Source organism: Cellulomonas hominis (genome assembly GCF_901521055.1).
GTDB classification, from domain to species: Bacteria; Actinomycetota; Actinomycetes; order Actinomycetales; family Cellulomonadaceae; genus Cellulomonas; species Cellulomonas endometrii.
The window spans coordinates 1-19241 of the sequence record NZ_CABEGA010000016.1; the positions used below are offsets into that span (position 1 = coordinate 1).

A 19241-nucleotide genomic window follows, 5' to 3' on the forward strand; every position below is an offset into this window, starting at 1 on the left:
CTCGGCGGGGGCCTCGGTGGCGGGTGCTGCCGCGTCGGGCGCCTCGGGGGCGTCCTGCACGTCGGGCGCCTCGGCCACCGCGTCGTGGGCAGAGCGGTCGGTGACCGATCGCTCCTCGGTCCTGTCCTCCGCCTCGCCCGTCACCCGGCACAGCCTACTGATGGGCGGCGGGCGTCGCGCCCTCCGGCGGCGGGACACGCGGAGGCTGCACACGACGGTCACACGGGCGGCGCGGCGCCCCCACCAGCGGGTCCGCGGAGCCCCCGTACGGCGGGTGGTGCGCAGGGCCCTGCCGCGCGACCGTGCCACCGGGACGCAGCAGGGGGTCCCGGAGCGCACCCCGGGACCCCCTGCGGCGACCTGGGTCAGCGGAGCGTGACCTGCCGGGCGACGATGCCGGCACGGGCCCGGCGGGCGTTCGCGTCGAGCGGCTCGGTGTCCGCGAGCGCGGCCTCGAACGTCGGGGCGAACGCGGCGACGGCGTCCTCGATGTCCTCCGCCTCGCTGCCGCGCGCCAGCTCCCACACGGGCACGACCAGGCCGTTCGAGCGGAAGTAGCCGATGAACTTCGCGCCGTCGAAGCCGGACTCGCGGCGGCCGTGCAGGCGCGCGAGGCCGTCGATGACCTGCTGCTCGTCGTGCGGCTGCGCCCAGCGCAGGTACTCGCGCGCGCCCATCCGGACCCAGTACGCGGCCTCGGCGGCGGCGAGCTTCTTGGTGTCGACGACCCCGGCGTCGGCCTCCTCGACGGCGGCCTTGAGCTCCGGGGTCATCTCGGTGTCGGCCGCGATCCAGTAGGCGAAGCTGTCCTGGACCGTGACCTCGAAGGGCACCGACAGGTCGAGCACGTCCTGCAGGCGCGGGCCGGGGCCGGGCAGGCCGGACTGCTGCACGGCGGTGCCGGGCTCGGAGTCGAGGGCCTCGAGGAGCGCGGCGGCGAGGTCGCGGCTCGCGTCGCCGGAGCTGCCGACCACCTGCAGGGCGAGCAGCAGCACGCCGTCGGCGCGGTTCAGGGCCGCCCAGCCCTCGGGCAGCACGGTCGTGACGGTGACGTCGCGGGCGCCGTGCTCCTTCGTGGTGCGGGCGGTCGCGGTCGCGGCGGGCACCAGCTCGCGCAGGGCGACCCAGTCGGGCTCGCCGGGGAGGCCCTCGAAGGGGCGCAGCACGAAGTCGACGGAAGAAGGCATGTCGGCCAGCCTACCGATCCCCGCCGCGGGCGGCCGCGCCGCGCCCGGCGTCGTCCACAGACCCCGCCGTGGAGGCCGCTTCGGTGGCAGGATCGTCGGCATGGACCCGCGCGCCGGAACCCCCGCCCAGCCCTCCGACCTGGTCGACGTCGAGGCGATGCTCGCCGCGTACGTCGACCGTCGCCCCGATCTCGACGACCCCGCCCAGCGCGTGGTGTTCGGCACCAGCGGCCACCGCGGGTCGAGCCTCGACGGCGCCTTCAACGAGGCGCACATCGTCGCGATCACCGCCGCCATCGTCGAGTACCGCCGGGCGCAGGGCACCGACGGCCCCCTGTTCATCGGGCGGGACACCCACGGGCTGTCGCTGCCGGCGTGGCAGACCGCGCTGGAGGTGCTGGCCGCCGCCGGCGTCGAGGTGCGGGTGGACGCCCGCGACTCCTGGACCCCGACGCCCGCCGTCTCGCACGCGATCCTGCTGCACAACGGCGCCGCGACGTCCGAGGGCGTGCGCGCGTCCGGGCCCGGCCTCGCCGACGGCATCGTCGTGACGCCGTCCCACAACCCGCCGCGCGACGGCGGCTTCAAGTACAACCCGCCGCACGGCGGTCCCGCCGGGTCCGAGGCGACCTCGTGGATCGCGAACCGGGCGAACGACCTGCTGAAGGACGGCGTCGACCGGGTCCCGCGCGTGGGCGTGGACGCCGCGCTGGCCGCGGACACCACCCGGAAGCACGACTTCCTCGGCGCCTACGTGGACGACCTGGCGCACGTGCTCGACCTGGACGCGATCCGCTCGGCGGGCGTCCGGATCGGGGCCGACCCGCTGGGCGGGGCCTCCGTCGAGTACTGGGGTGCGATCGCCGAGCGGTACGCGCTGGACCTGACGGTCGTGAACCCGCGCGTCGACCCGCAGTGGTCGTTCATGACGCTCGACTGGGACGGCAAGATCCGGATGGACTGCTCGTCGCCGTCGGCCATGGCCTCGCTGGTCAACGCGATGGGCGGCGACGCGCCGTTCGACATCGCCACCGGCAACGACGCCGACTCCGACCGGCACGGGATCGTCACCCCGGACGCCGGCCTGATGAACCCGAACCACTACCTCGCCGTGGCGATCCAGTACCTGTACTCCGGCGCGCGGCCCGGCTGGCCGGCGGACGCCGCGATCGGCAAGACCCTCGTGTCGTCCTCGCTCATCGACCGGGTCGCGGGCCGTCTCGGCCGGCGCCTGCTCGAGGTGCCGGTCGGCTTCAAGTGGTTCGTGCCCGGCCTGCTCGACGGCTCCGTCGGCTTCGGCGGGGAGGAGTCGGCGGGCGCGTCGTTCCTGCGCACCGACGGCAGCGTCTGGACCACGGACAAGGACGGGATCATCCTGGCGCTGCTCGCCTCCGAGATCCTCGCCACCACCGGCAAGTCGCCCTCGCAGCACCACGCGGACCTGGTCTCGGAGTTCGGCGAGTCCTGGTACGCCCGGGTCGACGCCCCCGCGACGCTGGAGCAGAAGGCGACCCTCGGCAAGCTGTCCCCCGAGCAGGTCACCGCGACGACGCTCGCGGGCGAGGACATCACCGCCAAGCTGACCTCCGCGCCCGGGAACGACGCGGCGATCGGCGGGCTGAAGGTCACCACCGAGAACGCCTGGTTCGCCGCGCGGCCGTCCGGCACGGAGAACGTCTACAAGATCTACGCGGAGTCGTTCGTCAGCGCCGAGCACCTGACGCAGGTGCAGGACGCGGCGAAGGACGTCGTCTCCGACGCCCTCGGCTGAGTGCGAGGACCAGGGCCAGCGGCGCGAGCGACTCGGCGCCGGCGACCAGCCGCTCGGTGAGACCGACGCGGTCGCCGGCGCCCGTCAGCTCGACGACGAACCACGCCAGGAGACCCAGCAGGACGGCGCACGCGGTCCCGGCGACCGCGGGGCGCAGAGCCGCCGGTCCGTCGCGCCGGACGGCGGCCGCGGGCCAGAGGGCCAGCGCGCCGAACGCGACACCCGCGGCCACGGCGTGCGCCATCGGGAGGCGGTCGACCGGCAGCAGCCCGACGGCCGCCGTCCCCGCACCGCCGACGGCGAGCAGGACCCGGCCGGGCACCGGCACGCCCGGGAGCCCGGCTGCCGTCGCCACGTGCGCCGCACCCGTCACGAGCAGCCCGGAGGTCATCACGGCCGGGTGGTCCACGGCCCGGGTCGCGAGCTCGCTGATCGTCGCGCGCACCGGGTCGAACCCGTCCTGCACGGCCGCCGCCGCGGTCCAGCCGCCGATCATCGCCACGGGCGCGACCGACGCCGAGAGCAGCGCCCAGCCGCGCGGGCGCACGACGGGCCGGGTCGTCGGCACGTCGGCGGGCGGGGGCACCGCCGCACCGTAGCCCCGCGGCGGTCCAGCCGCCCGGGCGGGGGGAGCGCCCGGACGGGTGAGGCCGCGGGGCGGGCGGATGGCTCGGCGGGCGCGGTGGCTCGGCGGGCGCGCGACGTGCACCGCGCCTAGCGTGGCGGGACCAGCCACGTCAGCGAAGGAGCACACGATGAGCGAGAGCACCGGACCCGGCCCCGACGACGCCCCGGACGCCGTGGTGGACCCGGACGTGGACGAGGTCCGCGACGAGGAGATCTCCGACGACGAGGTCGCGCGCTCCATGCCCGACGCGGGCGGCAACGACACCGACCCGGCGTCGTTCCTCAACCCCTGACGCACCGACCGCGCGCGGCGGGGACGCCACCTCGCCGGTGTCCCGCCGCGCGCGCCGGCGCCCGTCCCGGTAGACCGGGGGCATGACGCGATCCCCCGATGCAGGTGCCGTGCTGTTCGACATCGACGGCACGCTCGTCGACTCCAACTTCCTGCACGTGCACGCGTGGGTGCAGGCCTTCGCGCGCGCCGGCCACCCGGTCGACGCCTGGCGGGTCCACCGCCGGATCGGCATGGGCTCCGGCCGCCTGATCGCGGAGCTGCTGGGCGACGACGCCGACCGGCTGACCGAGCAGGTGAAGGACGGGCACGCCGAGCGGTACGCCGCGCTCGCGGACCTGCTGCGGCCGTTCGACGGCGCGCGGGAGCTCGTGCGGACGCTCGCCGGCGAGGGCGTCGCCGTGGTGCTGTCGACGTCCGCCGCCCCCGAGGAGGTCGAGAGGCTGCGCGCGGTGCTCGACGTGGACGACGTCGTCGAGATCACCGGCGCGGAGGACGTCGAGGAGGCCAAGCCCGAGCCGGACCTCGTGCAGGCGGCGCTCGAGCGCGCCGGGGTCGGCCCCGACCGGGCGGTGTTCGTCGGCGACGCGGTGTGGGACGTGGCGGCCGCCGCGCGCGCCGGGGTGCCGTGCGTCGGTGTGCTGAGCGGGGGCACGTCCGAGGCGGAGCTCCGGGAGGCCGGCGCGGTGGCGGTCTACCCGGACGTCTCCGCGCTGCTCGCGGGGTGGCGCACCAGCCCCCTGGCCGCGGTCCTGCCGCCCGCCTGAACGCTCGTCAGCGGGTGGGCTCCGTGCTGTCGTCGGCCACCAGGTCGGCGTACTCGGGGTGCTCGTCGATCAGCCTGCGCACGAACGGGCACTGCGGCACGACGCGGTCCCCCGCGGCGCGCACGGCGTCCAGCGCCTCGCGCACGAGCGTCGAGCCGATGCCGTGACCCTCGCGGGGCGCGTCCACCTCGGTGTGCGTGAACACCACCACGCCGGGGCTGCGCCGGTACTCGGCGAACCCCAGCAGGGCGCCCTCGGCGTCGCTGACCTCGAAGCGGTCCTGCTCGGGCACGTCCGTCACGGTGAGCGTCGTCATGCCCGAAGTATCGGCCGCCGACCGCGCCCGCCGCCACGTCGCTGATATCAGCGCGCCCGGTGTCGGAGGCGGGTGCGAGACTGACCAGGTGCTGGGGCCCTACCGTGACGTGCTGACCCGTCCAGGGGCGCTGGCGTTCTCCTCCGCCGGGGTCATCGCCCGGCTGCCGATGTCGATGGTGGGCATCGGCATCGTGCTGATGATCGAGGCGCTGCACGACTCGTACGGCCTCGCCGGGAGCGTGTCGGCGGTCTACGTGCTCGCGCAGGCGGTGTGCTCGCCGTGGCTCGCCCGCCTGGTGGACCAGCACGGGCAGGCGCGCGTCATGCGTCCTGCCGTCACCGTGTCCGCGCTCGCGATCATCGCCCTGGTGGTGTGCGCGCTCAGCGGGGCGCCGGTGTGGACGCTCTACCTCACGGCCGTCGTCACCGGCTCCACGATCGGCTCGTTCGGCGCCCTCGTCCGCGCCCGGTGGTCGCACGTGCTCGACGACCCGCGGGCCCTGCACACCGCGTACTCGCTGGAGTCCGCGCTGGACGAGCTGGTGTTCGTCGTCGGGCCGATCCTCGCGACCACGCTCGCGACCGCCGTGACGCCCTCGGCAGGGCTGATCGTCCCGGTCGTGGGGATGCTGCTCGGTGGGTTCTGGTTCCTGGGCCAGCGTGCGACGCAGCCGCCCCCGCACCCGCAGGCCGACGCGGCCACCCGCCCGGACGGCCGGCGCGTGCGGCGCGGCTCCGTGATGCGGTCCGGCGGGATGCTGGTGCTCGCGATCGTGTTCGTCGCGATGGGCGCCATCTTCGGGGCGACCGACGTCAGCACCGTCGCGTTCGCCGAGGAGGCCGGCCGGCCCGGGCTCGCGGGCGTCGTGCTGGCGGTGTTCGCGTGCGGCTCGATGATCTCCGGCCTGCTGTACGGCGCCCGCCACTGGGTGACGCCGCTGTGGCGGCGGTTCGCGATCGGCATGGTGGCGCTGGCGGTGGGCGCCGCGCTGTTCGTGCTGGTCACGTCGATGACGATGCTGGCGGTCGTCATGTTCGTCGCCGGGTTCGCCATCGCGCCGACCCTCATCAACGGCAACGGGCTCGTGCAGCACTTCGTGGCGCCGGAGCGGTTGACCGAGGGCCTCACGTGGGTCGGCACCTCGCTCGGCGTGGGCGTCTCCGTGGGGTCGTGGATCGCCGGCAGCCTCATCGACCGGCAGGGGTCGCACGGCGGCTACCTGGTCGTGGTCGGCTCCGCCGCGCTCGCCGTGGTCGCGACGCTCGCGTCGCTGCGGACCCTGCGCGCGGGCACCGCGGACCTGGGTGCGGAGCTCGCGGTGGACGACCACGCCGCGGGGACGCCGGGCACCGACCCCGCCACCCGGACGGCCGAGGCGGTCGCCCCCGCTCCCCGCCGGCCCGGGGACGCCACCCGGGGCTGACGCCCGCCCGGAGCGCCGGCCCGCGTCCCCGGCCCGGCGTCGTCGCCCGTCAGCGCAGCACGTCAGCGCAGCACGCGGGGAGCGCCCACCTCCGCCCCGTCCTCGGCGGCCGCGCGGCGGCGTTCCGCGAAGATCCCGAGCACCAGCAGCAGCCCGCCCGCCGCGAGGAGGGTGAGCAGCCACGGACCCGCGGAGATCGTCCGGCCGATCTGCGCGGCGAACACGCTGATCACGGCCACGGGCAGCGCTCCGGCCCCCACGACCAGCGGCGCGCGGAGCATCTGCCGCGCACCGAGCAGCATGAACCCGAGCGCGAGCACCACGACGAGGATCGCGCGCCAGGTCATCGGGTCGGTCCAGATGGCCAGCATCGACGGGCCCAGGGTCGCGAGGATGCCGGGGGTCAGCGTCGCGACCGACGTCGTCCGGCCCACGGGCCACGCTCCGCGAGCCGGGGCCGCGGTGACGCGTCCGGTCGGCTCCCCGAGCGCCGTTCGGAGCCCCGCGAACCCCATGGCCGTCAGCGCGAGCCCGAGAGGGAGCGCGAACACCTCGACCCGCAGCTCGCGCGGGCTCCACGCCCCGATCGCCCACGCGAGCGCCGCCAGCCACAGGAACCAGCCGGGCGGGAGGGCCACGGCGAGCGAGGAGCGCCCCGGTGCCGTGTCGCCCGACGCCGTGCCACCCGACGGCACGCCACCAGCCGAGGCCGCGCCCGACGACACCGCGGCCGACGGCACTGCGCCCGACGACACTGCGGCCGACGGCACCGCGCCACCCGGCGCCGCGCCCGCCGGCACCGACGCCGCCGCCAGCACGCCCGCCTCCGCGCGCACCGCCAGGACCGCGGCACCGAGCAGCGCGAGCTCGACCAGCCACCCGACCCACACGACGGCCCAGGAGTCCCGGGCCCCGGCGAGGGCACCGACCGTCCCGGCGAGCAGCGCCGGGGCGAGCGCCCAGCGGCGCAGGGCCGCGGCCTCCCCCTCGGCGGTGGCGCGGCGGTGCGGCCCGACGGTCGCCGCGAGCGCCATCTGCCGGGCCGCGACCAGCCGGCACGCGACCCCGAGCAGCAGCGCGCCGACCAGCGACCACGCGAGCGCGGCGCCGAACAGCCGCGCGTTGTCCGCCCCGGATCCGGCGGGGGTGCCGGCGGCGAGGTGCACCGCCCGGATCGGCCCGCCGAGCGCCGCAGCGGCGGCGCCGAGCAGCAGCGGGTCGGTGAGGGCGCGCAGGGCCCCGCGACCGGCGGGGGCGGTCGCCGTGCCGGCCGGGGACCGGTCGACCAGGAGCGTCGCACCGACGGCCACGGCCGCGAACGCGAGCAGCACCGCGGACCGGACCCCGGTCGCCGCGCCGAACAGGGCCAGCACGAGGGTCGGCGCGACCAGCAGGGCCGTCCCCGCGGCGACGAGCGGGCGCCACCGGTCGCCGCGCCGGGCGAGCAGCGTCCCGACGACGACGGCCGCGACGGCGGGCGGGGCGGTGTACGCCTCGACGAGGCCGACGCCCCACCAGGCGAGCGCGGACCAGACGACGCCGGACCACAGCACGGCGGCGACCCACCAGACGGGCCGCCGGTCCGGGCGCAGGGCGAGGGCGGTGGCGCCGGCGCCGAGGATCGCGCAGAGCGCCAGGACGGTCTCCGCCCCGGTGCTGGCGCGCGCGATCCCGAGCAGGAGCGCGACAGCGCCGGTGCCGGCGGACGCCAGCTCCAGGGCGACACGCGCCCGGTCGGCGGGGACCTCGGGGGCCCGGCGTCGCAGGCGGTCCGCGACGGCCGGTGCGGCGACCGCGGCCGCGGCGGCCAGGACGGCGACGACCGGCAGCAGCACCGGCGACCCGGACCCGGGCAGCAGCACCGCTCCGGCGCAGATGACGAGGACCGCGACGGTCGGCACGACCAGCCCGGCGGCCAGCACCCGCAACCACCCGGCGACGGGGCGCGCCCGGGTGTCCAGGAGCACGACCTCGAGCACGAGGAGCGCCGCCGCGACGCCCGCCGACCACCAGGTGCGCTCGACCGCGACCGCCGCGATCCCGAGCGCCGCCGGTACGGCCGCGACCACGAGCACGGCGAGCCAGGTGTCCGACCCGACGCGGCGGAGGACGGTGAGCACGACCGCGACGAGGGTCAGCGCCACCGCGACGCCACCGATCACCCCGTAGGCGTCCCACCCGGCCCAGGCGAGGCACACGGCGAGCACCACCCCCGCGTAGGCGGCACCGAGCCCGACCAGCGCGCCCCGCAGGTCCGCGAGCGCCAGGCGCCGGCTGCGCAGGAGCAGCAGCACGACGGCGACCGCACCGAGGGCGACGGTCGGCCGGGAGGTCCAGGTCAGCGCCGTGAGCAGGGCGATCTGCCCGAACGCCGCGACGGTCAGCGTGGCGCGCCAGGGCGTCGCCGACGCGGGCACGCGGCGGGCGGCCTCGACCAGCGCGGCGGCGAGCAGCAGCTGCCCCACGAGCAGCGCCGCCGACCAGGGTCGCAGCAACCCGGTGGCGACGACCGCGGCCAGCACGGTCGCGGCCGGCAGCCACAGCCGGGCGAAGACCTGGACGCCGGGCTCGTGCGGGACGGGAGGCGCGGGCAGCGCGGGGACCGCGGGGACCGCGGGCACGGGCGACGGCGGCAGCGGCGCCCCGGCCAGGACGGGCGGCGGCGGCGGGAGCACCGGCACCCGCCAGACGGGCGCGAGCCGGAGCCGGCCGACCGCCCAGAGCGCCCCGGCCAGCACCACGAGGGCGAGCAGCTGGGCGCCGCCCGACCCCGTGCCCGTCCCGGCGAACGCGGCCCCGTCGAGCTCGCGGGTGAAGGTGGCGTCGATGCCGTCGAGCAGCGCGACGGTCGACGCGATCGCGACGACCACCGGCGGGACGGTCGACGCCACGAGGGCCACGAACCCGCCGGAGACGAGCGCCCGGTACCGCGGGTCCTCCTGGCGCCGCCGGTCGGCGACCGTCGGCACGAGCACGAGCAGCGCCCAGACGGCCGCCCCGGCGAGCGGACCGGCCCCGACCTCCTGCGGCAGCACGGCGACCCCGGACAGCACGGCGAGCGCGCCGGCTGCCCAGGTCCAGACGGTCGCGAGGCCGGCCGGCGCCTGGGCACGCGCGACGGCTGCCGCGAGGAGCAGGGCGACGGCGACGGCGCCGGTCTCCCAGCGCGGGGCGATCGGCGGGAGGGCGGGCGCGACGAGGAGCGCCACCGCGAGCAGGCCGGCCGCGCCCAGCGTGAGGACCGCGTCCACGACGGAGGGCGCCGCGCCGAACCGGTCGCGGACGGTCCGCCGGTGCGGGACCCGGACCAGCGTGACGACGGCCGCGACGAGCAGGGCGAGGTGCCACGCCCACAGGCCGCCGACCGCCCCGGCCACGCTCAGGGGCACGAGCGGGAGCACGAGGACGGCCGCGGTCCAGGCGCGCACCCGGACGGCGAGCCCGGCGGCGGGCAGCCCCACGCCCACGGCCAGCAGCAGGAACGCGAGCACGACCCAGCGGGCGGCGCCGCCGACGAGCGCCGCCACCACCCAGGCGTCCACGACCGCGAGCGCGGCGACCAGGCCGCCGACCGCCTCGGCGGACGAGCCGATCCCCTTGCGGCGCAGCACGAGCGTGCCGGCCGCCGCGCCCGCGGTCGCGAGCAGGAGCACCGCGACGCGCGCGGCGGGCGCCTCGGCGAGCACGAAGAACGCGAACACGAGCGCCGCCGCGGCCACGAGCCCCGCGCCGGCGAGGACGAACAGGCGCACGACGTCGAAGCCGCGCTCCGCCGGCGGCGGGCCCACGGGCGCGAACCGGAGCGGCGCGCCGGGCGGGGGCACGGCACCGGCCGGCGGGACGGGACGCGCGGCGACGGGCCCGGCGGTCCACGCCGGGGCGGCGGGCACCGGCCCGGTCGCCGGCCCGCCCAGCGACTGCACCGCACCCACCGGCTGACCCGCGGGCACCGGCTGACCCGCACCCACCGGCTGCGGCGCCCACACCGTCGGCCCGGTCGACGCCGCGGTGCGCGGGTGGTCCCCGGTCTGCTCCGCGCGCACGGTCCAGATCACGCGGTGCCGCTCGTCCAGGGCGCGGGCCGCGGCGCGGGAGGCGTCGGCGATGCGCTCGCCGGCCGACCCCGCGAGGTCGAGCCCGCAGGACCCGCAGCGCGCGGAGTCGAGGGCGCTCCCGCAGGAGGGGCAGCGCGTGAAGTCGGTGAGCTCGCGCCGGAGCGCATCTGCCGAGGTCAGTTCCACGTGCTGAGAGTGCCAGCCCGCGGAGCCCGGGGTGCGTCGTCCACAGTTCCTGCGCAGACTTTCACCAGGTTGCCCGCCGGACGGCCCGGTTCGCCGGGGTGGCGCAGGGCCCGGAGGGTGATCGACGAGACACCGGCCCCCGGTGGCACCGCGCGAAGTCATGGGATGAATATGGCTCCACACGACAACGATCGGAGCGAGGCGTGGCACGCAGCAGCACGGTGGCCGACCAGCTCGTCGCCCAGGTGGTGGCGGCAGGGGCCAAGCACATCTACGGCATCGTCGGGGACAGCCTGAACCCGGTGGTCGACGCGGTCCGCCGCGCGCGCAAGGACGGCGTCGACATCCAGTGGGTGCACGTCCGGCACGAGGAGGCTGCCGCGTTCGCCGCTGCGGCGGAGGCGGAGATCACGGGGGCGCTCGCGGTGTGCGCCGGTTCCTGCGGCCCGGGCAACCTGCACCTCATCAACGGCCTGTACGACGCGAACCGCAGCCGCGTCCCGGTGCTCGCGATCGCCTCGCACATCCCGAGCGCGCAGATCGGCACGCAGTACTTCCAGGAGACGCACCCCGACCGGCTGTTCGTCGAGTGCTCCGTCTACTCGGAGATGATCTCGTCCGCCGCGCAGGCGCCGCGCGTGATCCGCAGCGCCATCCACCACGCGTACGGCGCCCCGGGCGTCGCGGTGCTGACGCTGCCGGGCGACGTCGCGGACCTCGAGGTCCCGCCCGCCGGCACGGACACGCTCACCCGCCCGAGCAGCCCGCGCGTGGTCCCGGCCGACGCGGACGTCGCCGCGCTCGCCGCCGCGATCGACGACGCCAAGAAGGTGACGATCCTCGCCGGTGCGGGCGTCCGTGGTGCGCATGACGACGTCCTGGCCCTCGCCGACACGATCGCCGCGCCCGTCGGGCACAGCCTGCGCGGCAAGGAGCACATCCAGTACGACAACCCGTTCGACGTCGGGATGACGGGTCTGCTCGGGTACGGGGCGCTGCAGGCCGCGATGGACGAGGCGGACCTGCTGATCCTGCTCGGGACCGACTTCCCGTACGACCAGTTCCTGCCCGGCGACGTCCGGACCGCGCAGGTCGACATCGACCCCACCCGCCTCGGCCGCCGGACCCGCAACGACCTGGCGGTGGTCGGCGACGTCGGCGAGACGGTGCGGGCCCTGCTGCCGCTGGTGTCGCGCAAGCGGTCGCGCCGGTTCCTGGAGTCGATGGTCAAGAAGCACGAGAGGGCCATGTCCGGCGTGGTCGGCGCGTACACGAAGGACGTCGAGCACCACACGCCCATCCACCCCGAGTACGCCGCCGTGCTGCTCGACGAGGAGGCCGCGGACGACGCGGTGTTCACGGTGGACACGGGCATGGGCAACGTCTGGGCCGCGCGGTACCTCACGCCGAACGGACGGCGCCGGGTGATCGGCTCGTTCCTGCACGGGTCGATGGCCAACGCCGTGCCGCACGCCATCGGGGCGGCCTTCGCGGCCCGGGACTACGGCGCCGAGCAGAAGCACGTGGTGGCGATCGCCGGCGACGGCGGGCTGTCGATGCTGCTCGGGGAGCTCATCACGCTGGTGCACTACCAGCTGCCGGTGAAGATCGTCCTGTTCGACAACGCGACGCTCGGCATGGTGCGCCTGGAGATGCTGGTCGACGGGCTGCCGAGCTACGGGACCGACTCCCCGACGGTCGACTACGCGGCGGTCGCGAACGCGGTGGGCATCCCGGCGGTGCGGGTCGAGGACCCGACGCAGATCCGCGCTGCGCTCCGCCAGGCGTTCGCGCACGACGGGCCGGCGCTCGTCGACCTCGTCACCGACCCCCGCGCGCTGTCGCTGCCGCCGAAGATCACGCGCCAGCAGGTCGGCGGGTTCACGGCGGCGATGAGCAAGGAGATCCTCGGCGGCGGGATGGGCGAGGTCATGGCCATGGCCCGCTCGAACCTGCGCAACGTCCCGCGCCCCTGACGGCCCGGCGGGGGCGCCAACCGCGAGGGCGCGCCCCGCCACGAGGGCGCGCCCCCGCCCCGCCGGCGGTCAGTACGCGATGCGCCCGTGCCGGCCGTGCAGCTCGCCGGTCGGGCCGTCGGGACCCAGCAGCGCGAGCGCCACGGTCGCGTCGGTGCCCTCGGTGACGGTCTGGTGCCCCGAGTGCCCGTTGAAGTCGGTGCCGGTGTAGCCGGGGTCGCTGGCGTTGACGCGGAAGCCGGGCAGGTTCTTGGCGTACTGCACCGTCAGCGCGATGACTGCCGCCTTCGACGCCGCGTACGGGACGGCCAGGACCGGGTACTCGTCGTGCCCCTCGTCGAGGAGCCACCGCGGCACCCCGACCCCCGACGCGACGTTGACGACGACCGGGTGGGCGGACCGTCGCAGCAGCGGCAGCGCGGCCTGCGTGACCCGCACGACGCCGACGACGTTGGTCTCCAGCACCTCCCGCACCGCCTCGGCGTCGAGGTCGTCCACGCCGAAGGACGTGCCGAGGACGCCCGCGTTGTTGACGAGCACGTCCAGCTCGGGCAGCGACGCGACCGCGGCGTCGACGCTCGCCCGGTCGGTGACGTCGAGCTGCACGGCGTGCGCACCCAGGGCGCGCACGGCGTCCCCCGAGGCGAGGTCCCGCATCCCGGCGTACACGGTGTGGCCGGCCTCGACGAGCCGGCGGGCGGTCTCCAGCCCGAGGCTCTTGTTCGCCCCGGTGATCAGTGTGGTGGTCATGGCGTCCACGCTCCGCCGGGCCGGCGGATCGCACCAGGCACCGCACGACCGTGGGACTCGCGGTACCACCCAGGCCCGGGCGCCAGGGGGCACGATGGGCGCATGGACGATCTCGCGCGGGTGCTGCGGGCCTGGCGGGACCGGGTGCGACCGGAGGAGGCGGGGCTGCCGGCCGGAGCCGGGCGCCGGACCCCGGGGCTGCGGCGCGAGGAGCTCGCGATGCTGGCCCACGTGAGCGTCGACTACGTGGTGCGCCTGGAGCAGGGCCGCGCGACGCACCCGTCGCCGCAGACGCTGGCCGCCCTGGCGCGGGCCCTCCGGCTGGACGACCACGAGCGCGACCACCTGTACCGCGTGGCGGGTGCGGCGGTCCCGTCCCGCGGGACGGTCCCCCGGCACGTCACGCCCGGCGTGCAGCGGATCGTCGACCGGCTGACGGACGTGCCGGTCGCGGTGTTCACCGCCGCGCACGACCTGGTGCTGTGGAACCCGCTCTGGGCGGCGGTGAACGGCGACCCGTCCGGGTTCGTCGGCCACGAGGGGAACGTGGTCTGGCAGTGGTTCGTCGGCGGGGTGCCGCGCGTGGAGCACGCGCCCGGGGATGCCGAGGCGTTCGCCGCCGACCTGGTGGGCGACCTGCGCCAGGCCCGGGGCCGCTACCCGCAGGACGCCGCGCTCGAGCGCCTGGTGCAGCGGCTGCTCGAGGAGTCGCCCGAGTTCGCCCGGCGCTGGCAGGAGGCGCGGGTCGCCGACCACCGCGCGAGCCGCAAGACCGTGCACCACCCGTGCGTCGGGGACATCACGGTCGACTGCGACGTGCTGGTCGCCCCCGGCACCGACCTGCGGATCGTCGTCTACACCGCGGCGCCGGGCAGCGAGGACGCCCACCGGCTCGAGCTCGCGCGCACCGCGGGGCTGCAGACGTTCGCCGCGGACCCCGTGGGCTGACGCCGAGGGGTGACGCCGGGGCCGCCCGTCAGTGCAGCTCGCCCAGGGCGGCCCGGATCTCCGCCGTGATGACCGTCATCGCCCGCTCGGCACCCTCGGGGTCGCGGGCGCGCACGGCGGCGGCGACCGCGTCGTGCGCGTCCAGCGCCTCGGGGCGCGGGTGCGCGGGCATGAGGCCGTGCCGGGTGCGCCCGGCGAGCACCTCGGCGACCACGTCGGTGAGCGCCGAGAACATCTCGTTCCGGCCCGCCCGCAGCAGCAGCGCGTGGAACTCGATGTCGCAGGCCAGGAACTCCTCGAGCCGGCCGGCCTCCCCGAGCTCGCGCATCCGGCCGACGATCTCCAGCAGCCGGTCGACGTCGGCGGGGTCGGCGTGCCGGGCGGCGGCGGCGGCCGCGACGGGCTCGACGGCCGCGCGGAGCTCGGTGAGCGACCGGAGCTGAGCGAGCCGGCCGGGGCCCGCGAGCCGCCAGCGGATCACGCGCGGGTCGAACACCATCCAGTCGGACGCGGGCCGCACGACGAGCCCGACGCGGCGCCGGGACGTCACCAGCCCGAGGTGCTCGAGCATCCGCATGGTCTCGCGCGCGACGGTGCGGGACACGGCGAAGCGCTGCTGGATCTGCTCGAGGGTGAGGACCGCGCCGGCGGGCACCGTGCCGGCGGTGATCTCCGCGCCGACCACCTCGAGCACGCTGCTGTGCAGCACCTCGGCCACCACGTCCGCTCCTCCTCGCCGCGCTGGTCACGCGCCCCTTCGGCGCGCTGATCACGCGCCTGCTCGACGCGCGCCGCCCCGGCGGCCGTGCCAGGGTCGCACACGGGGCGGGCGGGACGCGCGGTCGACCATCGCCCCGACTGGTGTGACCTTTGGCTTCCAAAGATCGCACCTTTGTGCCACAGTGTCCGGTGCCGCGGGGCGATCCGCGGCCGCTGCCGGACGAATCCGCGCCCGGACGACGACGTCGAGAGGGACAACCAATGCCGGAGGTCCAGCACCTGGTGGTGATGGGGGTCGCGGGGTCGGGGAAGACCACGACCGCCCAGATCCTGGCCGAGCGCCTGAACTGGCCGTTCGCCGAGGCCGACGAGTTCCACCCGCCGGCCAACATCGAGAAGATGTCGGCGGGCACCCCGCTGACCGACGACGACCGCTGGCCGTGGCTGCGCGCCATGCGCGACTGGCTGTCGGAGCAGGCGGGCGCGGGCCGGTCGACCATCGTCACCTGCTCCGCGCTGCGCGTCGCCTATCGCGACGTCCTGCGCGAGGCCGAGGGGCGCGTCCGGTTCGTGCACCTGGACGGGACGATCGACTCCATCGGCCAGCGGATGGCCGGGCGCGCCGGGCACTTCATGCCCCCGTCCCTGCTGCCCTCGCAGTTCGAGACGCTCGAGCGGCTCACCGGGGCCGAGGACGGCGTCGTGGTGCCGGTCGAGGTCTCCCCGCACTCCGTCGCCGACGCCGCCCTGCGCGAGCTCGGCATCGACCCCGCCACGGCCCGCGTGCCCGGCCCGACCACCCCCCAGGAGTCCTGATGTCCCCGCTCGCCGCCACGGCGCTGCTGGCCGCCGCGGCCGAGGACACCGCACCCGCGGTGTCCGACACCCGCCTGATCGTGGCCGCCGTCGTCGGCATCGCCGTGATCGTGCTGCTCATCGTGTGGCTGAAGCTGCACCCGTTCCTGTCCCTGATGCTCGGCGCCGGCGTGCTCGCCGTCGCCGCGGGCCTGCCCTACACCGACGCGTTCACCAGCTTCACCGCGGGCCTCGGCACCACCGTCGCGGGCGTCGGCATCCTCATCGCCCTCGGCGCGATCATCGGCAAGATGCTGATCGACTCCGGCGGCGCCGACCAGATCGTCGACTCGATCCTGGCCAGGACGCCGGTGCAGCGGCTGCCGTGGGCCATGGCGTTCGCGGCGTTCATCATCGGCATCCCGCTGTTCTTCGAGGTCGGCGTCGTCCTGCTGATCCCGGTCGTGATGCTCGTCGCCCGCCGGTCGAAGGTCTCGATGATCGTCGTCGGCATCCCCGCGCTCGCCGGCCTGTCCGCGCTGCACGGCCTCGTGCCGCCGCACCCCGGGCCGCTCATCGCGATCGACGCCCTCGGCGCCGACCTGGGCCTGACGCTCGGTCTCGGCCTGCTGGTCGCGATCCCGACCGTCGCCGTCGCCGGGCCGCTGCTCGCCAAGCCCATGGCGCGCTGGGTGCCGCTGGACCCGCCGACCGAGATCCTCGGCGGCTCGGACCGCGAGGAGGGCGCCCGCCGCCCGTCGTTCGCGACCGCGCTCACCGTGGTGCTGCTGCCCGTCGTCCTGATGCTCGCCCGCACCCTCGCGGAGACCATCGGGTTCCAGGACAGCGGCGTCGGCCAGGTGCTCGACTTCATCGGCACCCCGCTGGTCGCGCTGCTCATCACGGCCCTCGTGTCGCTGGTGCTGCTCGGCTCGCAGCAGGGCCGCACCCGCAGCCAGATCGGCTCGCTCGTCGACTCCTCGTTCGCGCCGATCGCCTCGATCCTGCTGATCGTGGGCGCCGGCGGCGGATTCAAGCAGACGCTGGTCGACTCCGGCGTCGGCGACGTCATCGCCAAGGGGCTCGCGGACGCGCCCATCTCGCCGCTGCTGGCCGCCTGGCTCGTCGCGGTGCTGATCCGCGTGGCGACGGGCTCGGCCACGGTCGCGACCGTCACCGCCGCGGGCATCGTCGCGCCGCTCGCCGAGGGCCTGTCCCCGACGCACGTCGCGCTCATGGTGCTCGCGATCGGCGCGGGCTCGGTGTTCCTCAGCCACGTGAACGACGCCGGGTTCTGGCTGGTGAAGGAGTACTTCAAGATGACCGTCGGCCAGACCTTCAAGACGTGGTCGCTGATGGAGTGCGTGCTGTCGGTCACCGCGCTGGTCGTGGTGCTGCTGCTCAGCCTGGTCATCTAGCGCCGTGATCTGACTCCGCGGTCCAGCGCCGCTCACCGGCGCCCGCGGCACGCACGAGGCCGGCGGCCCCCACCCGGGGACCGCCGGCCTCGTTCGTCGTCCCGTGCGCCTGCCGTCAGAGGCTCGGCGGCGGGGTGGTCGCGGTCGGCGGCGTGGTGCCGGTCCCGTCCGCGGCGTCGGGCTCGTCGCCCTTGGCCTTCGACACCGCGGTCTTCACCGCGTCGACGGCCTTGTCCTTGATGGCCGAACCCTGGTCCTTGGCGATCCGCGCGGCCTGCGACTCCAGGTCCTCCACGGTGGACTGCACGCGCGGGTCGTTCCAGGCGTCGGACGCCCAGCCCTTGATCTTCTCGAACTGCACGCGGCCCGCGCGCGTCCCGAGCACGTAGCCCACGCCCGCGCCGAGGACGAATGCCAGCTTGCCCTTCATGCCTGACCTCCGGTGTCCGGTGTGTGGTGGTGCGACCGAGCGTAGGGGCGCAGGTCGCGTCCCGCCTGGTGGGGGCCGCTCTCGGCGCGCGCCCGGCGCCCGGCGGGAGCACAGTGTCCCCTCGAAGGGGAGGTGGTGCTCCGATGGCCCAGTCGGTGCAGGTGGACAAGGACCAGCCGGCGCTCAAGCGGACGATCGGCCGGACCGTGCTGCTGCTGTTCGTGGTCGGGGACATCCTCGGCGCGGGCATCTACGCGCTCACCGGGACGGTGGCCGCGGAGGTCGGCGGGGCCATCTGGCTGCCGTTCCTCCTGGCGTTCGTGCTGGCGGCACTCACGGCGACGGCCTACGCCGAGCTCGTGGCGCGGTACCCGCAGGCGGCGGGCGCGGCACTGTACGCGAACCGGGCGTTCCAGCGGCCGTTCCTCACCTTCCTCGTCGCGTTCGCCGTGATGATGTCCGGCATCACCAGCGCGTCGGCGGCGGCGCGGGCGTTCGGCGGCGACTACCTCGCGGAGCTGCTGCCCTTCGGTGTGCCGACGCTCGCCGCGGCGTGGGTGTTCCTCGGCCTCATCACCGTCGTCAACGTCCTCGGCGTCTCCGAGTCGGTGCGCGTCAACGTGGTCCTCACGCTGATCGAGGCGAGCGGCCTGCTGGTCATCATCGGCATCGGCGTCTGGGCGCTGCTGCAGGGGGACGGCGACCCGGGCCGGGCGATGGAGCTGCGCACCGAGGGACCGGTCTGGATGGGCGTGCTCGGTGCCACCGCGCTGGCGTTCTACGCGCTGCTCGGCTTCGAGGACTCGGTCAACCTCGCGGAGGAGGCCCGGCACCCCCGGCGCGACTTCCCGCGGGCACTGTTCGGCGGCCTGCTCGTCGCCGGGGTGATCTACCTGGCCGTGGCGTTCACCGCGTCGATGCTGGTCGAGACGGACGTGCTGGTCGGCTCGACCGGGCCGCTGCTCGAGGTCGTCAAGGTCGCGGGCCTGGCGTTCCCGCCGTGGCTGTTCGCGCTGATCGCCCTGCTCGCGGTCATGAACACGGCGCTGATCAACATGATGATGGCGTCGCGCCTGGTCTACGGGATGTCGCGCGAGGGGATCGTGCCCGCGTTCCTGGGCCGGGTGCACGCCGGTCGGCGGACGCCCGTCGTGGCGATCGCGTTCACCGTCGTGCTGGCGCTGACCCTCACCGCGACCGGCGACCTGGGCGACCTCGCGGACACCACCGTGCTGCTCCTGCTGCTGGTGTTCGCGGTGGTGAACGTCGCGGTGCTGGTGCTGCGGCGCCGGGACACCGACGGCGACCCCGAGACCGTCGACGGCGACACCGAGAAGTCGTTCCGCGCACCGACCTGGGCACCGGCGGTCGGCGCGGTCGTGTCGCTCGTGCTCGCCTCCCCGCTCACCGGGCGTGAGGGCAGCGTCTACCTGCGGGCGCTCGTGCTGCTCGGGATCGGCGTGGTGCTGTACGTGGTGAACCGGGTGGTCACGGGGAGGGCGGAGCGGACGCGGGACGCATGACCCCCGAGCCGTGACGCCCGGCCCTGGTCACGCCCGCACCGCCCGGCGTACGGT

Annotated in this window: 16 protein-coding genes; 9 read left to right on the forward strand and 7 right to left on the reverse strand. The window is 76.0% G+C overall.

Annotated features, from left to right (window positions below; all coding sequences use genetic code 11):
* Window positions 1–365: 365 nt before the first annotated feature.
* Window positions 366–1187, reverse strand: a complete 822-nt coding sequence (locus KJP73_RS03745; RefSeq protein ID WP_213281415.1) for a DUF5926 family protein — start codon at window positions 1185–1187, stop codon at window positions 366–368.
* Between the two features lie 100 nt (window positions 1188–1287).
* On the opposite strand from KJP73_RS03745, the gene pgm reads away from it, so the two are divergent.
* Entirely contained in the window at window positions 1288–2958 is a 1671-nt protein-coding gene (gene pgm / locus KJP73_RS03750) for a phosphoglucomutase (alpha-D-glucose-1,6-bisphosphate-dependent) (RefSeq protein WP_213281416.1), read from the forward strand.
* Here the strand turns inward: pgm and KJP73_RS03755 are convergent.
* Entirely contained in the window at window positions 2891–3544 is a 654-nt protein-coding gene (locus KJP73_RS03755; protein ID WP_213281417.1) for a DUF998 domain-containing protein, read from the reverse strand. The genes pgm and KJP73_RS03755 overlap by 68 nt on opposite strands.
* A 169-nt stretch (window positions 3545–3713) precedes the next feature.
* Here KJP73_RS03755 and KJP73_RS03760 point away from each other — a divergent pair, with 169 nt between their 5' ends.
* Both KJP73_RS03760 and KJP73_RS03765 read left to right on the forward strand, forming a co-directional pair.
* Entirely contained in the window at window positions 3714–3878 is a 165-nt protein-coding gene (locus KJP73_RS03760) for a hypothetical protein (RefSeq protein ID WP_213281418.1), read from the forward strand.
* Window positions 3879–3960: 82 nt separating this feature from the next.
* Window positions 3961–4644, forward strand: coding sequence for an HAD family hydrolase (locus KJP73_RS03765; RefSeq protein ID WP_213281419.1), 684 nt, complete (start codon window positions 3961–3963; stop codon window positions 4642–4644).
* A gap of 7 nt (window positions 4645–4651) precedes the next feature.
* Here the strand turns inward: KJP73_RS03765 and KJP73_RS03770 are convergent, their stop codons facing one another.
* Window positions 4652–4960 carry a GNAT family N-acetyltransferase gene (locus KJP73_RS03770; protein WP_213281420.1) on the reverse strand — a complete coding sequence of 103 codons (309 nt, stop codon included), beginning with the start codon at window positions 4958–4960 and terminating at the stop codon, window positions 4652–4654.
* A gap of 88 nt (window positions 4961–5048) precedes the next feature.
* On the opposite strand from KJP73_RS03770, the gene KJP73_RS03775 reads away from it, so the two are divergent.
* Window positions 5049–6386 carry an MFS transporter gene (locus tag KJP73_RS03775; RefSeq protein ID WP_213281421.1) on the forward strand — a complete coding sequence of 446 codons (1338 nt, stop codon included), beginning with the start codon at window positions 5049–5051 and terminating at the stop codon, window positions 6384–6386.
* Between the two features lie 62 nt (window positions 6387–6448).
* On the opposite strand, the gene KJP73_RS03780 is transcribed toward KJP73_RS03775, so the two are convergent.
* A complete protein-coding gene (locus tag KJP73_RS03780) occupies window positions 6449–10627 on the reverse strand; it encodes an SCO7613 C-terminal domain-containing membrane protein (RefSeq protein WP_213281422.1) in 4179 nt (1392 codons plus the stop codon).
* A 203-nt stretch (window positions 10628–10830) separates the two neighbouring features.
* Between KJP73_RS03780 and KJP73_RS03785 the strand changes: the two genes are divergently transcribed.
* Window positions 10831–12603 (forward strand): pyruvate dehydrogenase, encoded by a 1773-nt coding sequence (locus tag KJP73_RS03785; protein ID WP_213281423.1) that lies wholly within the window; start codon window positions 10831–10833, stop codon window positions 12601–12603.
* 69 nt (window positions 12604–12672) lie between these two features.
* On the opposite strand, the gene KJP73_RS03790 is transcribed toward KJP73_RS03785, so the two are convergent.
* A complete protein-coding gene (locus KJP73_RS03790) occupies window positions 12673–13353 on the reverse strand; it encodes an SDR family NAD(P)-dependent oxidoreductase (protein ID WP_213281424.1) in 681 nt (226 codons plus the stop codon).
* A 102-nt stretch (window positions 13354–13455) separates the two neighbouring features.
* Here KJP73_RS03790 and KJP73_RS03795 point away from each other — a divergent pair, with 102 nt between their 5' ends.
* Entirely contained in the window at window positions 13456–14301 is an 846-nt protein-coding gene (locus KJP73_RS03795) for a helix-turn-helix transcriptional regulator (protein WP_213281425.1), read from the forward strand.
* Between the two features lie 28 nt (window positions 14302–14329).
* Here the strand turns inward: KJP73_RS03795 and KJP73_RS03800 are convergent, their stop codons facing one another.
* Window positions 14330–15022 (reverse strand): FadR/GntR family transcriptional regulator, encoded by a 693-nt coding sequence (locus KJP73_RS03800; protein WP_249669078.1) that lies wholly within the window; start codon window positions 15020–15022, stop codon window positions 14330–14332.
* A gap of 260 nt (window positions 15023–15282) precedes the next feature.
* Here KJP73_RS03800 and KJP73_RS03805 point away from each other — a divergent pair, with 260 nt between their 5' ends.
* Complete coding sequence (locus tag KJP73_RS03805; RefSeq protein ID WP_213281426.1) at window positions 15283–15837, forward strand: gluconokinase; 555 nt, start codon at window positions 15283–15285, stop codon at window positions 15835–15837.
* The gene (locus KJP73_RS03810) at window positions 15837–17234 is read left to right on the forward strand and encodes a GntP family permease (protein ID WP_213281427.1); all 1398 of its coding nucleotides are present in this window, start codon (window positions 15837–15839) and stop codon (window positions 17232–17234) included. The genes KJP73_RS03805 and KJP73_RS03810 overlap by 1 nt, the downstream gene beginning before the upstream one ends.
* Window positions 17235–17349: 115 nt before the next feature.
* On the opposite strand, the gene KJP73_RS03815 is transcribed toward KJP73_RS03810, so the two are convergent.
* A complete protein-coding gene (locus KJP73_RS03815; protein ID WP_213281428.1) occupies window positions 17350–17664 on the reverse strand; it encodes a YtxH domain-containing protein in 315 nt (104 codons plus the stop codon).
* A gap of 143 nt (window positions 17665–17807) precedes the next feature.
* On the opposite strand from KJP73_RS03815, the gene KJP73_RS03820 reads away from it, so the two are divergent.
* Window positions 17808–19187 carry an APC family permease gene (locus KJP73_RS03820; protein ID WP_213281429.1) on the forward strand — a complete coding sequence of 460 codons (1380 nt, stop codon included), beginning with the start codon at window positions 17808–17810 and terminating at the stop codon, window positions 19185–19187.
* The last annotated feature ends 54 nt before the right edge of the window (window positions 19188–19241 follow it).

Coding starts and splice junctions, on each gene's coding strand:
- KJP73_RS03745 (WP_213281415.1), bottom strand. CDS start 1,187: ATGCCTTCTTCCGTCGACTTCGTGCTGCGCCCCTTCGAGGGCCTCCCC.
- pgm (WP_213281416.1), top strand. CDS start 1,288: ATGGACCCGCGCGCCGGAACCCCCGCCCAGCCCTCCGACCTGGTCGAC.
- KJP73_RS03760 (WP_213281418.1), top strand. CDS start 3,714: ATGAGCGAGAGCACCGGACCCGGCCCCGACGACGCCCCGGACGCCGTG.
- KJP73_RS03765 (WP_213281419.1), top strand. CDS start 3,961: ATGACGCGATCCCCCGATGCAGGTGCCGTGCTGTTCGACATCGACGGC.
- KJP73_RS03770 (WP_213281420.1), bottom strand. CDS start 4,960: ATGACGACGCTCACCGTGACGGACGTGCCCGAGCAGGACCGCTTCGAG.
- KJP73_RS03790 (WP_213281424.1), bottom strand. CDS start 13,353: ATGACCACCACACTGATCACCGGGGCGAACAAGAGCCTCGGGCTGGAG.
- KJP73_RS03795 (WP_213281425.1), top strand. CDS start 13,456: ATGGACGATCTCGCGCGGGTGCTGCGGGCCTGGCGGGACCGGGTGCGA.
- KJP73_RS03805 (WP_213281426.1), top strand. CDS start 15,283: ATGCCGGAGGTCCAGCACCTGGTGGTGATGGGGGTCGCGGGGTCGGGG.
- KJP73_RS03810 (WP_213281427.1), top strand. CDS start 15,837: ATGTCCCCGCTCGCCGCCACGGCGCTGCTGGCCGCCGCGGCCGAGGAC.
- KJP73_RS03815 (WP_213281428.1), bottom strand. CDS start 17,664: ATGAAGGGCAAGCTGGCATTCGTCCTCGGCGCGGGCGTGGGCTACGTG.
- KJP73_RS03820 (WP_213281429.1), top strand. CDS start 17,808: ATGGCCCAGTCGGTGCAGGTGGACAAGGACCAGCCGGCGCTCAAGCGG.